15 protein-coding genes are annotated in these 14,977 nt (G+C 72.7%); 8 read left to right on the forward strand and 7 right to left on the reverse strand.

The features are described from left to right. Positions 1–1,083, reverse strand: a 1,083-nt coding sequence (locus GRC12_RS30940) for a bifunctional adenosylcobinamide kinase/adenosylcobinamide-phosphate guanylyltransferase (RefSeq protein WP_208782850.1), incomplete at its 3' end; no start/stop codon positions are given. A 114-nt stretch (positions 1,084–1,197) separates the two neighbouring features. Between GRC12_RS30940 and GRC12_RS30945 the strand changes: the two genes are divergently transcribed. Continuing rightward, on the forward strand, positions 1,198–1,410 hold the full coding sequence (locus tag GRC12_RS30945; RefSeq protein WP_133042923.1) for a hypothetical protein: 213 nt from the start codon (positions 1,198–1,200) through the stop codon (positions 1,408–1,410). A gap of 166 nt (positions 1,411–1,576) precedes the next feature. Here GRC12_RS30945 and GRC12_RS30950 read toward each other — a convergent pair whose 3' ends face one another. Together GRC12_RS30950 and GRC12_RS30955 are read right to left on the reverse strand one after the other, a co-directional pair. Further along, positions 1,577–2,278 carry a class I SAM-dependent methyltransferase gene (locus GRC12_RS30950; protein ID WP_208782851.1) on the reverse strand — a complete coding sequence of 234 codons (702 nt, stop codon included), beginning with the start codon at positions 2,276–2,278 and terminating at the stop codon, positions 1,577–1,579. 83 nt (positions 2,279–2,361) lie between these two features. Further along, complete coding sequence (locus GRC12_RS30955; RefSeq protein ID WP_208782852.1) at positions 2,362–3,033, reverse strand: DUF3043 domain-containing protein; 672 nt, start codon at positions 3,031–3,033, stop codon at positions 2,362–2,364. A gap of 218 nt (positions 3,034–3,251) precedes the next feature. On the opposite strand from GRC12_RS30955, the gene GRC12_RS30960 reads away from it, so the two are divergent. The 5 genes from GRC12_RS30960 (at position 3,252) to GRC12_RS30980 (ending at position 8,717) form a co-directional block, all read left to right on the forward strand. Then, complete coding sequence (locus GRC12_RS30960; RefSeq protein WP_244374017.1) at positions 3,252–4,016, forward strand: PspA/IM30 family protein; 765 nt, start codon at positions 3,252–3,254, stop codon at positions 4,014–4,016. A gap of 32 nt (positions 4,017–4,048) precedes the next feature. Beyond that, complete coding sequence (gene pspAA, locus GRC12_RS30965) at positions 4,049–4,327, forward strand: PspA-associated protein PspAA (protein WP_208782861.1); 279 nt, start codon at positions 4,049–4,051, stop codon at positions 4,325–4,327. A 116-nt stretch (positions 4,328–4,443) separates the two neighbouring features. Beyond that, complete coding sequence (locus GRC12_RS30970; RefSeq protein WP_208782854.1) at positions 4,444–5,667, forward strand: sensor histidine kinase; 1,224 nt, start codon at positions 4,444–4,446, stop codon at positions 5,665–5,667. Further along, on the forward strand, positions 5,664–6,344 hold the full coding sequence (locus tag GRC12_RS30975) for a response regulator (protein WP_208782855.1): 681 nt from the start codon (positions 5,664–5,666) through the stop codon (positions 6,342–6,344). The genes GRC12_RS30970 and GRC12_RS30975 overlap by 4 nt, the downstream gene beginning before the upstream one ends. 108 nt (positions 6,345–6,452) lie before the next feature. Beyond that, positions 6,453–8,717: a protein kinase domain-containing protein gene (locus GRC12_RS30980; protein ID WP_208782856.1), complete on the forward strand. Its 2,265-nt coding sequence runs from the start codon at positions 6,453–6,455 to the stop codon at positions 8,715–8,717. 16 nt (positions 8,718–8,733) lie between these two features. Here the strand turns inward: GRC12_RS30980 and nadA are convergent, their stop codons facing one another. Further along, positions 8,734–9,918, reverse strand: coding sequence for a quinolinate synthase NadA (gene nadA / locus GRC12_RS30985; RefSeq protein WP_208782857.1), 1,185 nt, complete (start codon positions 9,916–9,918; stop codon positions 8,734–8,736). A gap of 242 nt (positions 9,919–10,160) precedes the next feature. Between nadA and GRC12_RS30990 the strand changes: the two genes are divergently transcribed. After that, positions 10,161–10,517, forward strand: coding sequence for an iron-sulfur cluster assembly accessory protein (locus GRC12_RS30990; protein WP_030582488.1), 357 nt, complete (start codon positions 10,161–10,163; stop codon positions 10,515–10,517). A gap of 85 nt (positions 10,518–10,602) precedes the next feature. Here GRC12_RS30990 and GRC12_RS30995 read toward each other — a convergent pair whose 3' ends face one another. Together GRC12_RS30995 and GRC12_RS31000 are read right to left on the reverse strand one after the other, a co-directional pair. Further along, positions 10,603–12,309 carry a hypothetical protein gene (locus tag GRC12_RS30995; RefSeq protein WP_439959914.1) on the reverse strand — a complete coding sequence of 569 codons (1,707 nt, stop codon included), beginning with the start codon at positions 12,307–12,309 and terminating at the stop codon, positions 10,603–10,605. 526 nt (positions 12,310–12,835) lie between these two features. After that, on the reverse strand, positions 12,836–13,045 hold the full coding sequence (locus GRC12_RS31000) for a hypothetical protein (RefSeq protein ID WP_208782858.1): 210 nt from the start codon (positions 13,043–13,045) through the stop codon (positions 12,836–12,838). Positions 13,046–13,178: 133 nt separating this feature from the next. On the opposite strand from GRC12_RS31000, the gene GRC12_RS31005 reads away from it, so the two are divergent. Next, entirely contained in the window at positions 13,179–14,153 is a 975-nt protein-coding gene (locus GRC12_RS31005; protein ID WP_208782859.1) for a carbohydrate kinase family protein, read from the forward strand. Positions 14,154–14,169: 16 nt separating this feature from the next. Here the strand turns inward: GRC12_RS31005 and GRC12_RS31010 are convergent. Continuing rightward, positions 14,170–14,977 (reverse strand): cysteine desulfurase/sulfurtransferase TusA family protein (locus GRC12_RS31010; protein ID WP_208782860.1); only part of this gene is annotated, 808 nt, incomplete at its 5' end.

The raw sequence follows: 14,977 nt of genomic DNA on the forward strand, positions 1-14,977 counted from the left end.
CACGATCCCCGACCCCACCTCGTTGGACACGGCGACAACCGTCCGCCGAGCCGCCCGCACCGCCGACGTCAACTCCCGCACCCGCTCCCGCAGGGCACGCTCCCCCCCGTCCGCCCACACCGCGTCGTCCCACGCCCCCACGGAGTCCATCGCGTCCGTCAGCCACAGCGACAGACAGTCGATCAGCAACGGCGCCCCCTCCTCCTTCAGCAGCGGCACCAGATCGCACGTCTCGGCCGTACGCCACGACCCCGGCCGCCGCTCCCGGTGCGCGGCGACCCGCGACGCCCACTCGGTGTCCCCGCCCCGCGTTCCGCCCGTCGCCACGTACAGCACGTCCGGGAAGGCCTCCAGCCGTCGCTCGGCCTCCACCGACTTCCCCGACCGGGCCCCGCCGAGCACCAGCGTCCGGCGCGGCACGTCGGGCACGTCCTCGTACACGCCGACCGTCAGCGTCGAGCCGTCCGGCACGGCCCGCGCCCCCGCCGCGGCGAGCCGTCGCCGCAACTCGGCGCCGGGCGGCACGTTGTGGTCCAGATGGACGGCGACGACGTCCGTGGTCGGCCCGAGCGCGCCGACCGCCCGCAGCTTCGCCAGCGCGTCCGGCCGCCCCACGACGTCGGCGAGCACCATGTCGTACGACTCCACGGAGCCGTTCGCCTCCAGCCCGGCCGGCGCGCCCCCGGGCGGGAGGTACAGCAGCCGCTGTCCGTTCGGCCCGGTCACGGCGTATCCGGTGCCGGGCGCGTCCATCGCCACCGCGCGCACCCGATGCCCCGTCAGCAGCGCCAACTCCCGTCCGTCCGGCACCCGCCCGGGCTGCGGCAGCCCCGCGGGGACCTCGACGGGCGGTCCGTCGTGCGGGTGGGACAGCAGCACCTGGCGTACGCCGCCCAGGGAGTGCCCGGCCCGCGCGGCCGCGAAGGCGACGCCCGGCGTCAGGTCGAGCAGCAGCGTGCCGTCCACGAGCATGGCGGTCGCCGCCCGCGCGTCCTCGCCGAGCGCGACCGCGCAGGCGGCACAGGGACAGTCGGGGCGGGGCAGTCCGAGGGGGGCACCGGTACCGAGCAGAGTCACTTCCACGACAGTGATTTTCGCGTGTCTGCGCAGGTGTTGCCCGTCCGACTAGTCTTCAGGGCAGGAGCCGGACCAAGATCCGGCTTCTCCTTTGCAGGTGCTCATACACGGGAGGCGTACATGGCGTCATGGACGTGGCGGTTCGAGAAGGCCGACGGGGCGGAGGTCCCGCCCGCGGTGCAGCCCGAGGAGTTCACCACGCAGGGGGACGCCGAGTCCTGGATCGGGGAGCACTGGAAGGCCCTGCTGGAGGGCGGCGCGGACCAGGTGCGGCTGTTCGAGGACTCCACGGAGATCTACGGGCCGATGAGCCTGCGCTCCGCGGAGGCGTAAGCCGTACGGACCAGGGGGCGGCCCGCCGGCCGCCCCCGCCGTCATCGCTCGCCCGGCTTGTCCTGGGCCAGTGCCTCCGTCAGGGGGTGATCGTGGTGATGTCCGTGTCACCCAGCCGGGTGATGATGTCCCCGGCCTCGATGCCCGGCTGCATGCCCGAGCGGGCTCAGCCGCGCACCCCGCACAGGTGCAGCAGCGCCGCCACCCGGCGATACGGATCCGTCCGCCCCGCCCGCTCCTCGGCGGCCAGCAGCGTCTCCACGTCGGCCGGTGCCTCCGCGTCGTCGGCCGCCGTGTCCGTGAAGACCCGGACGCCGTACCAGGTGTGCAGGGGCGCGCCGATGCCGGCGAGGGTGTCCGTCAGGGTCTCCAGGCGGTCGGCGCGGACGTCGAGGCCGAGGCGGTTCCGGTAGGACACGGTGTCGAAGGCGGCGAGGGCGCCGGCCCAGTCGCCGTACAGCCCGGGCCGCATGGCCAGCGCGTCGGCGTTGCGCACCAGCAGCGACAGCAGGCCGCCCTGGGCGAGCATCCGGGCGAGCCCCGCGAGCAGCGCGTCCGGGTCCTCGACGTACATGAGCACGCCATGACAGAGCACCACGTCGAAGCTGCCGGGGAGGAAGTGCACCCCGGTGTCCCGGCCGTCGCCCTCGATGATCCGCACCCGCTCCCGGATGCCCTCCGGCTCGGCGGCGAGGGTCTCCCGGGCCACCGCGACCATCGTGGCGTCCTGCTCCACGCCGGTGACCTGGTGCCCGGCCCGGGCCAGCCGCAGCGCCTGCGTGCCCTGGCCCATCCCGACGTCCAGCACCCGCAGCCGCTGCCCGACCGGGAAGCGCCCCACTATCTGCTCGTCGAGCTGCCGGGCCACCAGCTCCTGCCGTACGGCGTTGCGCAGCCCACCCAGCTTCTCCAGCCAGGATCTGGCCGCGCCCCCGGAGAACGACGTCGTGCTCAGGGCCGCTCTCCGCGCTTGACCTGCGGCTTCGGCAGCCGGAGCCGGCGCATCTGGAGGGAGCGCATCAGGGCGTACCGGGTGGCGCCCTTGCGGTTCTGGTCCGGGAAGCGCTCGGCGAGCGCCTTGCGCAGCCGGAAGGCGCTGACGACCGCGTCGAGCACGATCAGCACGATCACGATCAGCCACAGCAGCAGCGCGATGTTCTGCAGCGCGGGCACCCGTACGACGCTCAGCACCAGGATGACCACGGCCATCGGCAGGAAGAACTCGGCCACGTTGAAGCGCGAGTCGATCCAGTCGCGGGCGAACTTGCGCACCGGGCCCTTGTCCCGGGCGGGCAGATACCGCTCGTCACCGCCGGCCAGCGCCTGGCGCTGCCGCTCGAGCGCGCTGCGGCGCTCCTCGCGCTGACGCTTGGCGGCGTCCTTGCGCGTCAGCGTCGTGTTGGCGACGCTGCGGCGCTGGGACTGGGCCTCACTGCGCTTGGGCGTGGGGCGGCCCTTGGGGGCCTGCGGGTCACGGGGCTGCTTGGAGTCGGTCAGCGACGCCTTGTCGGCGACGGCCTTCTCTTCCTTGGCACGGCTACGGAACACAAAACCCAAGGGTACGGGGTGCCCGGGGTTGGACCCCAGCCCCGCGGGGAACGATCCGGCAACACCAGTCGTCATGTAAGGGACAGAGGGGGCGGTTTCCCCAGGGGGACACCTACTCCCTACGCCGGAGCGGGTGGGGACGCAGTCGTCCTTGGGGATGAGCGCATCCGTCCCCGAACAGTGCGTCAATGGATGCAGGGCCCGTACTGTGGGTTCTGTCGCAGAGCTGGAGCTGGAAGTCCGTCAGAAGGGGGCGCGCGAAGCCCATGAGCGGTGTCATGAAGCGTATGGGGATGATCTTCCGCGCGAAGGCGAACAAGGCCCTTGACCGGGCCGAGGACCCGCGCGAGACCCTCGATTACTCGTACCAGAAGCAGCTGGAGCTGCTGCAGAAGGTGCGCCGCGGCGTCGCCGACGTGGCGACCAGCCGCAAGCGCCTGGAGCTGCAGCTCAACCAGCTCCAGTCGCAGTCCTCCAAGCTGGAGGACCAGGGCCGCAAGGCGCTCGCGCTGGGCCGCGAGGACCTGGCCCGCGAGGCGCTCTCCCGGCGCGCGGCGCTCCAGCAGCAGGTGACCGACCTCGAGACGCAGCACGCGACGCTCCAGGGCGAGGAGGAGAAGCTCACCCTGGCGGCCCAGCGGCTGCAGGCCAAGGTGGACGCCTTCCGCACCAAGAAGGAGACGATCAAGGCCACCTACACCGCCGCCCAGGCCCAGACCCGCATCGGCGAGGCCTTCTCCGGCATCTCGGAGGAGATGGGCGACGTCGGGCTGGCGATCCAGCGCGCGGAGGACAAGACCGCGCAGCTCCAGGCCCGGGCCGGCGCCATCGACGAACTGCTCGCCTCGGGCGCTCTGGACGACCAGTCCGGCATGCACAAGGACGACATCCAGGCCGAGCTGGACCGGCTCTCCGGTGGTACGGATGTGGAGCTGGAACTGCAGCGCATGAAGGCGGAGCTGGCCGGAGGGTCGCCCCAGCAGGCGATCGAGGGCGGCACCGGGCAGGCTCAGTCCCAGCAGCAGCCGCAGGACACCCCACGCTTCGACAAGCAGTAGGGGGTCACCCCTAGGAGGCCGAGATGGGCGACATGGTCGTCAGGATCATGGGAGAGGGTCAGGTGAGGCTGGCCGACAGCCACCTCGCCGACCTCAACAAGCTGGACGACGAGCTCCTGAGGGAAATGCAGAACGGCGACGGCCCCGGCTTCCGCCGCACCCTGGCCGCCCTCCTCGCCAAGGTCCGGGAACTGGGCACCCCGCTCCCGGACGACTCCCTCGAACCCTCCGAACTGATCCTCCCCTCCGCGGACGCGACCCTGGAGGAGGTCCGCGAGCTCCTCAGCGACGACGGGCTGATCCCGGGCTGATCCCGGGTCACCCGCGCTGATCCCGGGTCCGCGGCGGCGAAGGCCGGCCCGTCGGCCGGCCCGGGGTACCGCGGGCGCCAGTTCCCGCGCGGTGCGGCGCCCCGTACTGTGCAAGCGTGAGCGCCACCCTCGAACGCACCCGCTGCCGTCTGCGGGCCCACCCCCTCGCGCTGGACGCGGCCCTGGCGGCCGGGGTCCTGGTCTGCATGGTGGCCGCCTCCTTCGCGGACGGGCACGGCAGACACGGCGTCGCCTGGGGCGTCCGCACCCCCGACCCGCTCGCCCTCGTGCTGATGACCCTCGGCGCGCTCGCCCTGGTCTTCCGCCGTCGGGCCCCGCGCACCGTCCTCGCGCTCACCGGCGCCGTCTCCCTGATCGAGTGCGTCGTCGGCGACCCCCGCGCCCCGGTCGCCATGTCCGCCGTCGTCGCCCTGTTCACCGTGGCCGCGACCACCGACCGCGCCACCACCTGGCGCCTCGGCCTGCTCACGATGACCGTCCTCACCGGCGCCTCGATGCTCTTCGGCCCGCTGCCCTGGTACGCCCAGGAGAACCTCGCGATCTTCGCCTGGACCGGCATCGGCGCGACCGCGGGCGACGCCGTACGCAGCCGCAAGGCCGCCGTCCAGGCCATCCGCGAACGCGCCGAGCGGGCGGAACGCACCCGTGAGGAGGAGGCCCGCCGCCGGGTCGCGGAGGAGCGACTGCGGATCGCCCGCGATCTGCACGACGTCGTCGCCCACCACATCGCCCTGGTCAACGTGCAGGCCGGCGTCGCGGCCCATGTCATGGACAAGCGGCCCGACCAGGCCAAGGAGGCCCTCGCCCACGTCCGCGAGGCCAGCCGCTCCGCGCTCAACGAACTTCGCGCCACCGTCGGACTGCTGAGGCAGTCCGGGGACCCCGAGGCCCCCACCGAACCGGCCCCCGGCCTCGACCGCCTCGACGAACTCGTCGGCACCTTCCGCAGCGCGGGCCTCCATGTCGAGGTGGCCCGCGCCGACCAGGACACCACCCTGCCCGCCGCCGTCGACCTCGCCGCCTACCGCGTCATCCAGGAAGCCCTCACCAACGTCCAGAAGCACGCCGGCAGCGAGGCGAAGGCCGAGGTCAGCGTCGTACGCGTCGGCCCGAACATCGAGATCACCGTCCTCGACGACGGCGCCGGCCAGGACGACGACCCCGAGCACGGCGGCGGCCACGGCCTGCTCGGCATGCGGGAGCGCGTCAGCGCCCTGCGCGGCACCCTCACCACCGGCCCCCGCTACGGCGGCGGCTTCCGCGTCCATGCGATCCTGCCGGTCAAGACCCGCACGGCCACCACCGGGGGAAGCGCATGACCATCCGTGTCCTGCTCGCCGACGACCAGGCGCTGCTGCGCAGCGCCTTCCGGGTGCTCGTCGACTCCGAGCCGGACATGGAGGTGGTCGGCGAGGCGTCCGACGGCGCGGAGGCGGTGCGGCTGGCGAAGCAGGAGCGGGCCGACGTCGTGCTGATGGACATCCGGATGCCCGGCACCGACGGCCTCGCCGCCACCCGCATGATCAGCACCGACCCCTCCCTCGCCCACGTCCGTATCGTCATCCTGACCACCTTCGAGGTCGACGACTACGTGGTGCAGTCCCTGCGCGCGGGCGCCTCCGGCTTCCTCGGCAAGGGCAGCGAGCCGGAGGAACTGCTGAGCGCCATCCGGATCGCGGCCGGCGGCGAGGCACTGCTCTCCCCGGCCGCCACCAAGGGCCTGATCGCCCGCTTCCTCGCCCAGGGCGACCCCTCCGACGGCCACGACCCCGCCCGCTCCGAACGCCTCGACGCGCTCACCGTCCGCGAGCGCGAGGTCCTCGTGCAGGTCGCCGGCGGCCACTCCAACGACGAGATCGCCGAACGCCTCGAGGTCAGCCCCCTCACCGTGAAGACCCACGTCAACCGCGCCATGGCCAAGCTCGGCGCCCGCGACCGGGCCCAACTGGTGGTCATCGCCTACGAGTCGGGGCTGGTACGGCCGCGAGCGGAGTGAGCGGGCCGCGTCGTCCGGCGCCCGGGCCCGCGCGCACCGGCGTCGTACCGCCCTCGGGGCTTTTCTATGCTGGGCCCGAAGCTGCTCAACGGGGGAGAGGAACGGGCGGTGGCACTGCACGAGGGTGATCCCGAGGTGGTCGGTCAGTACCGCATCGTCGACCGGCTCGGGATCGGTGGGATGGGCGTGGTGTACCGGGCGAGATCCCGGTCGGGACGCGAGGCCGCCGTCAAGGTGGTGCACGCCCAGTACGCGGCGGACCCCGTTTTCCGCGCCCGTTTCCGCCAGGAGATAGCGGCCGTCCGCAAGGTGAGCGGTGCCTTCACCGCGCCCGTCGTGGATGCCGACCCGGAGGCCGACCGGCCCTGGATGGCCACCCAGTACGTGCCCGGGCGCTCGCTCTCCGCCCAGGTCCGGGACGACGGCCCGCTGGCGCCCCGCGAACTGAGGCGTCTGGCACTGGGGCTGGTCGAGGCGCTGCGTGACATCCACCGGGCCGGCGTGGTCCACCGCGACCTCAAGCCGGGCAACGTCCTGATGGCCGACGACGGCCCCCGGGTCATCGACTTCGGCATCTCGCGCGCGGCGGAGAACCAGACGCTGACCGAAACCGGGCACATGATGGGCACCCCGCCCTTCATGTCGCCGGAACAGCTCATGGACGCCCGGTCCGTGGGGCCCGCCTCGGACATCTTCTCGCTCGGGGCCCTGCTGGCGTTCGCCGCGACCGGCCGGGGCCCCTTCGACGCCGACAGCCCCTACATGACGGCGTACCAGGTGATGCGGGAGGAGCCGGTACTGGACGCCGTGCCCACGCCGTTGCGGGACGTCGTGCTGCGCTGCCTCGCCAAGGAGCAGGGCGCCCGCCCCGGCCTCGACGAGCTCTCCCACTCCTTCGCCGCGGTCCTGGCCGACCCCGACCCGGACGACACGCCCACGCTGCCCGAGCGGCGTCCGGACCCGCTGCCGACGGTGCCGCCGGCGTCCGTCCCCGCCGCGCCGGTCAACGGGACGCCCCCGGCGCCGGACCTCCACGACAGTTCGCCGCCGCGCGCCCAAAGCCGCCGGCTGCCGGTGCTCGCGGGAGTGGCGGGCGTGCTCGTGGCCGTGCTGCTGGCCTATCTCCTGGGACCGCTCAAGGGCGGTGGCACACCCGGGGCAGGCGCCTCGCCGAGCCCTTCCGCCACCCGCTGGTCGGCTCTTCCGGCGGACTGGCGGCCCTGGCGCACCTCGGTGTTCGCGACCGCCGCCCACGGTGTGCGGCACGCGCCCTCGGCGGGCACCTACGCCGACGGTTCCGGTGTGATGCCTTCCTGTGTGCTGGGCGACGGGTCCGTCTACTGCGCGGGCAACGGCGCGTTGCCGGTCCGCGTCGACGCCGCGACCGGCCGCGCCGTCTGGAGGGCCGCGACCCTGCCCGCCGGTGCGAGCGCCGACCGGTACGGCGCCCTCGCCCTCGGCGTGCGGGACGGAGCGCTGCTCGTGCACGAGCGCGTCAGGAACGCGGCGGGCAACGATGAGGCATCCGCCGTCGTCGCCTACGCCGCCGCCGACGGCAGACGGCTGTGGTCCCGCCCGAGCGAGGACGGTCTCGCCGAAGCGACGGTCCTCGGGGACCTGGTCCTGACCCCCGAGGGCGCGGCCGTGACCGCGCGCTCCCCGCGCAGCGGCGCCGCACGGTGGAGGACGGCGCTGCCGGCCGGGTACCACTGCACGTTCCTCGCCGACGGCGACCGCTCCTACGCGGACTGCGTCGACTACCACACGGCCTCGGGCGCCGACCGTCTGCTGCTCTCCCTCGACCGGGCCGACGGTTCGACGCGACGGCTGCGCTCGGCACCCCCGGTCACCGCCACCTACGCCGGGGCGGTGGACGGTCGTCTGGTGTTCACCGCGCCCACCACGAACGATCCGACGGCGGACGGCTCCGTCGCCACCCGGATCGTGTCGGTCGACCCCGCCGGCGACACGGCCCGCACCGTCAGGCTCGGCGAGGGACAGCGGGATCTGACCACTCTGGTGCGGGGCGTGCTCTGTTTCGTCGGCAGCAACGGGCGGGTCACGGCTGTCGCCCCGCTGACCGGCAAGGTGCTGTGGCGGACCGCGACGACGCTGGAGCAGCCGGGCGCGGCCGTCGCCGACCGGAGCCAGAGCGTGTTCGTCGCCAGCCCCAGCGGCCGGGTCGCGGCCCTGGACGCGCGGAAGGGCACCCTGCTGTGGGAGTCCTACCCGCGCGCGGACCGCGTCGGCACGTACGGCGGCGCGATCCAGGGTCCGTTGTTCGCGGCCGGTGCCCTGGTGGGGTGGAGCCCCGACGGCACGCTCTTCTCCCTCGACCCCGCCCACCCCGAGCGGCGGTCCGTCTCGGGGTGAGCGTGCCCGGGACGGGCTACGGCAGCGCCAGCATGCGCTCCAGCGCCAGCTTCGCGAACGCCTCCGTCTCCTTGTCGACCTCGATCCGGTTGACCAGGTTGCCCTCGGCCAGCGACTCCAGGGCCCAGACCAGATGGGGCAGGTCGATGCGGTTCATGGTGGAGCAGAAGCAGACCGTTCGGTCGAGGAAGACGATCTCCTTGCCCTCGGGGGCGAAGCGGTTCGCGAGCCGTCGTACGAGATTGAGCTCGGTGCCGATGGCCCACTTCGAGCCCGCCGGGGCCGCCTCCAGGGCCTTGATGATGTACTCCGTCGAACCGACGTGGTCCGCCGCCGCGACGACCTCGTGCCGGCACTCGGGGTGGACCAGGACGTTCACGCCCGGGATGCGCTCGCGCACGTCGTTCACCGAGTCCAGCGAGAACCGGCCGTGCACCGAGCAGTGGCCGCGCCACAGGATCATCTTCGCGGCGCGCAGCTCCTCGGCGGTCAGCCCGCCGTTCGGCTTGTGCGGGTTGTAGACGACGCAGTCCTCAAGGGACATGCCCATGTCCCGCACGGCCGTGTTGCGGCCCAGGTGCTGGTCGGGCAGGAACAGCACCTTCTCGCCCTGCTGGAAGGCCCACTCCAGCGCCCTCCGCGCGTTCGAGGAGGTGCAGATCGTGCCGCCGTGCTTGCCGGTGAACGCCTTGATGTCCGCGGAGGAGTTCATGTACGACACCGGCACGACCTGCTCGGCCACGCCGGCCTCGGTCAGCACGTCCCAGCACTCGGCGACCTGTTCGGCCGTCGCCATGTCGGCCATGGAGCAGCCGGCTGCGAGGTCGGGCAGGACCACCTTCTGGTCGTCCGACGTCAGGATGTCCGCGGACTCCGCCATGAAGTGCACACCGCAGAACACGATGTACTCCGCCTCCGGGCGCGCGGCCGCGTCCCGGGCCAGCTTGAAGGAGTCGCCCGTGACGTCCGCGAACTGGATGACCTCGTCGCGCTGGTAGTGGTGGCCGAGCACGAACACCTTGTCGCCGAGCTTCTCCTTGGCCGCGCGGGCGCGCTCGACCAGGTCGGGGTCGGACGGCGAGGGCAGGTCACCGGGACACTCGACACCGCGCTCGCTCTTCGGGTCGGCCTCCCGGCCGAGGAGCAGCAGGGCGAGAGGAGTCGGCTGTACGTCGAGCTCCGGGGTCTGGGCGGTGGTCACGACACACACCCTTTCTACTTTTCGTCGATCTGACGTTATCTATCATAACCCGGTTCACGTCACTTTGACGATGGTCATAGCGTCGATGTGACGTGAATCCCGAAGGGTCGTTTTCCGCTCGCCGTCCCGTGTGCGAGCATGAAGGGGACGCCGAAAGACAGGCGCCGGCCCGGAATGAATCCGCGGCCTTGCCGGTTGCAACAGTCGGCAAGCAGTCTCCGTACAACCCGGGAGAGATGTAGATGTCCGTATCGGACGAGACCAGCACCGTCACCGACGGCATCATCCTGTCCGACGCCGCCGCGGCGAAGGTCAAGGCCCTGCTCGACCAGGAAGGCCGTGACGACCTGGCCCTGCGCGTCGCCGTCCAGCCCGGCGGCTGCTCCGGCCTGCGCTACCAGCTCTTCTTCGACGAGCGTTCGCTCGACGGAGACGTGGTGAAGGACTTCGGCGGCGTCAAGGTCGTCACCGACCGCATGAGCGCCCCGTACCTGGGCGGCGCGTCCATCGACTTCGTGGACACCATCGAGAAGCAGGGCTTCACGATCGACAACCCGAACGCGACGGGCTCCTGCGCCTGCGGCGACTCCTTCAGCTGAGCCCTTCACGAGCTGCTGAACAACTGAACAAGCCGAAGGCGGCGGCCCCCTCCGACAGGGCCGCCGCCTTCGTGCCTTCCGGCGGCTAGCGCACCCCGGCCGATGTCCGCGGCAGCCGCGCTCCCGGCTTCACCTGCGGGATCTCCTGGCCGTCCGAGCCCACGACCTTGCGGTCGCCGAGCGGCTCGTCCAGGTGCACGATCCGCGTCATCTCCTTGGCGATCATGATGCAGACCTTGTCCTTCCACGGCGTCTCGGTCACCGTGACGGTCACCTCGTCCGAGCTCTCCGTCGCCTTCGCGTCGTAGTCGCCGCAGACACCGCCCGTGAAGCTCACGGTCAGCGTCGTGCCGGTGGCCAGATAGCCGTCGACCTTGACGTCCCGGGTGTCGGGCGCCTCGGTGCCCGACGGGGTGGGCTGCGCGGAGGGGGAGTCGGAGGCCAGGTACTTCGGGTCGATCGCCGGGTACGTCACCGTGAACGTGTTCTGCGCGCCCGCCGCCCGCACCTGGAACAGCCAGGACGGCACCAGCGCCGGCCGGCCGCCCACGGTGTGCGAGGCCAGCCCGAACACCGCGTGCTCGACCGTGGCCGCGTTCTGCGCCGGCGTGGCGGTCGCGGCCGACGTCGACTGCCCGCACGGCGCCTCGAGGCGGTCCTTCAGCGGTACGGGGCTGGCGCAGCCGCCGATGCCCATGCGGTGGTCGGTGCGGGGCGCCGCGTTGAGCAGGTCCAGCGTCCTGCGCGCGTTCAGCACGGGGTACGTGTCGCCCTTGACCGGTGTGCTGAGCTGACCGCTGCCGCCGACCACCTCGCCCTGCGCGCCGATGGTCAGCCCCGTGGTCCGGCCGTACGTCGGCAGTCCGCCCACCACCGGGTCGGCGTTGACCACCCGCTGGGCGCCCATGACCTGGCTCGCGTCCACCTTCGCGTCGTCCTGACCCACCGCCTTCAGCACGGGCGCCGCGGCCTTCTCCGCGGCCGCCACGCCGATCGTGTCGACGGCCGGGTTCGCGGGGTCCTTGGTGCACACGGTGACGCTCTGACAGGCGTCGGTCCCGGCCGCGTACCGGTGGAAGGTCCAGGTGCCGGGCGTCTGCCGGTTCACCACGAGGCTGGGCCCCGACCCGTCGTTGTCCGGCCCCACCTGCCAGGCCTGCCCCTGGGCCACGGGCGTCCCCCGCAGCCCCAGCGCCTTCGCCAGCCGGGCCACCTGGTCCTTGGTGACGTCACCCGTCACGCGGTACACGGGCGCCGAGTCCGGCCCGTCGGGCAGCGAGCCGTCCGCCCGGTACGTCACGCCGTAAGGGTTGGGTTCCCCGGGAGCGATCCCGTTCGTACCGCCCGAGCCGTAGCCGTCGAGAGCGAGCGGCGGCGGAGTGTCGTCCCCGGACGCCCCGGCCCCCGTACGACCGCCGGAGCCGTCGGACGCGGAGGCCGCGAGGTAGGCCCCGCCACCCCCGACGAGGAACACGGCGGCGGCCACGGAGGCGATGAGCACGGGGGAGCGACGGCGGGACGTCCGAGGGGCGTCGCCGGCCTCGTGCGGTCCGGGGACTTCGGTGGGGTGCACGGCCCGGTGATGGTCGGAACCGCCGCCCGAGCCGGAACCGTCGCCGAGCGCGGCGGCTTCGCGGGGCGGGGAGGTGCTGGGGACCTCGTCCGAGGCTCCTTCGGGCGCGGGGGATCCAGCGGTGGTGGCCCCGTCGCCTGCGGGAGCCGGGTCCGCGCCGGGCTCACGGCGAGCGGCGGACGCGGCGGACTCGGAGGACTCGGAGGACTCGGCGGGCATGGCGGGCATGGCGGTTCCTGCGCCGCTGGTTTCGTGGGAGCGGGGGGTGTCGGCGTCCGGGTGCTCGGCTGCCGTGGTGGCTTCGGCGTCCGCGCCCTCGTCGGCCTGGTTCTCCGGGGCGTCCGGGTTCTCACCAGCCGGGGTCCCCGCGTCCGAGTCCGGGGCGGCCTCTTCGGTCCCGGTGCCCGGTGTCTTCCCGGCCTCTCGCTCGTCGTCAGGAGCGGTCCCGTCGGGGTGCGCACCGCCGGGAGGAGCGGCGTGCAGGGCGCCGCGCTCCTCCCCCTCGCCCCGCTCTGCGGCGGAGCCGGCGGTGTCGTTGTCGGGTCGCTCGGTGTTCACCGCATCGCTCCTTCGGCTGTGCACTGTCCCTGTGACCCTGACCCGGCCCTGTCAAAAAGGTCGGCCGGGGGGTCGTATCGCGCATCCCCTCGACGGGGGACGGCGATGGGACGCACCGGGGGAGCGCACGGTTCCCTGAAACGCGCCGATCCGGACTACGGACGCCGATTCGGCCGCCGTGGCACGCTCAGTCGCCGTAGTCCGACATCGCGTCCAGCAGCCGGGCGGACTTCGACGGCACGGTCACGCCGTGGATCAGGGACGGGGAGACGGGCCGGGCGGCGATCCGGTCGGGCACGGCCCAGTGGGGAGCCATCCGCGCGCAGTCGCCCCGCAGCGACGCGAGGTCGCCTTCCAGGTCGACCGGGACCGGGGAGTGGACCTTGAGGTTCGTCATAACGGAACCGTATGCACGCCCAACGCTGTGAAGAAAGATCTACTATCGGGTAGTTTTGGCGCCTTCAGTGCTCCGGTACGACCCGGTAGCGTGAACCGTCAACCCAGTTTCTCCCTACAGGAGAGTCCACCCCGTGCGCATCGCAGTCACCGGCTCCATCGCCACCGACCACCTCATGACCTTCCCCGGCCGCTTCGCCGACCAGTTCGTCGCGGACCAGTTGCACACGGTCTCGCTCTCCTTCCTGGTCGACAACCTCGACGTCCGCCGGGGCGGCGTCGGCGCGAACATCGCCTTCGGCATGGGCCAGCTCGGCACGAAGCCCATCCTCGTCGGCGCGGCCGGCTTCGACTTCGACGAGTACCGCGCCTGGCTCGACCGGCACGGCGTCGACACCGACTCGGTCCGGATCTCCGAGACCCTGCACACCGCCCGCTTCGTGTGCACCACGGACTCCGACCACAACCAGATCGGCTCCTTCTACACGGGCGCGATGAGCGAGGCCCGGCAGATCGAGCTGAAGACGGTCGCCGACCGGGTGGGCGGGCTCGAGCTCGTCCTCATCGGCGCCGACGACCCCGAGGCGATGCTCCGGCACACCGAGGAGTGCCGCTCCCGCTCGATCCCCTTCGCCGCCGACTTCTCCCAGCAGATCGCCCGGATGAACGGCGACGAGATCCGGATACTGCTGGAGGGCGCGACCTACCTGTTCTCCAACGAGTACGAGAAGGGGCTCATCGAGTCCAAGACCGGCTGGAGCGACGGCGAGATCCTCGCCAAGGTCGGCCACCGGGTCACCACGCTGGGCTCGCGCGGCGTCCGTATCGAGCGGGTCGGCGAGGACCCGATCGAGGTCGGCTGCCCCGAGGAGGAGCGCAAGGCTGACCCGACGGGCGTGGGCGACGCCTTCCGCGCCGGCTTCCTGTCCGGCCTCGCCTGGGGCGTCTCCCTGGAGCGCGCGGCCCAGGTCGGCTGCATGCTGGCGACCCTCGTCATCGAGACGGTCGGCACCCAGGAGTACCAGCTGCGCCGCGCCCACTTCATGGACCGCTTCACCAAGGCGTACGGCGACGAGGCCGCCGCCGAGGTCCAGAAGCACCTGGTGTAGCGGCCGGCAACAGGCCCTAGGAGACCCGGCGGACCAGATAGGCCGAGCCCCGGTCCGCCGGCTCCTCACCCACGTACTCCTGCCCCCGCATCGCACACCACGCCGGGATGTCCAGGCGGGCCGCCTCGTCGTCGGCGAGCACCCGCACCGTGCCGCCCACCGGCACGTCCCCGATGACCTTGGCCAGCTCGATGACCGGCAGCGGGCACAGCTTGCCCAGGGCGTCCACGACGAGGGCGCCCTCCGCGTGCACGGTCACCGGCACCGGCGCGCCCAGCTTCTCCCGCACCCCGCTCACCGCCTCCGGCAGAACCTCCAGGAACCGCTCCACGTCGGCCTCGGTCGTCCCCGCCGGCAACGAGACCCGCACATTCCCCTCACTCAGCACCCCCATCGCCTTCAGCACATGGCTGGGCGTCAGCGTGCTGCTCGTACAGGACGAACCGGAGGAAACGGAGAATCCGGCGCGGTCCAGCTCGTGCAGCAGAGTCTCCCCATCGACATAGAGACACGAGAAGGTGACGATCCCGGGCAGCCGCCGCTCCGGATCGCCCACGACCTCCACGTCCGGCACCAGCTCCGGCACCCGCGCCCGGATCCGCGCCGTCAGCTCCCGCAGCCGTACCGCCTCTTGCTCCGCCTCGGCCCGCACGGCCCGCAGCGAGGCGGCCGCCGCCACGATCGCCGGGATGTTCTCGAACCCGGCCGCCCGCCCCGACTCGCGCTCGTCCGCGGGCCCTTGCACGGCGAACCGCACTCCCTTCCGCACGACGAGCAGCCCGACCCCGGCCGGCCCGCCCCACTTGTGCGCACTGGCCGTGAGC

It is taken from the genome of Streptomyces griseorubiginosus, assembly GCF_017614965.1.
Taxonomy (GTDB): Bacteria; Actinomycetota; Actinomycetes; order Streptomycetales; family Streptomycetaceae; genus Streptomyces; species Streptomyces griseorubiginosus_B.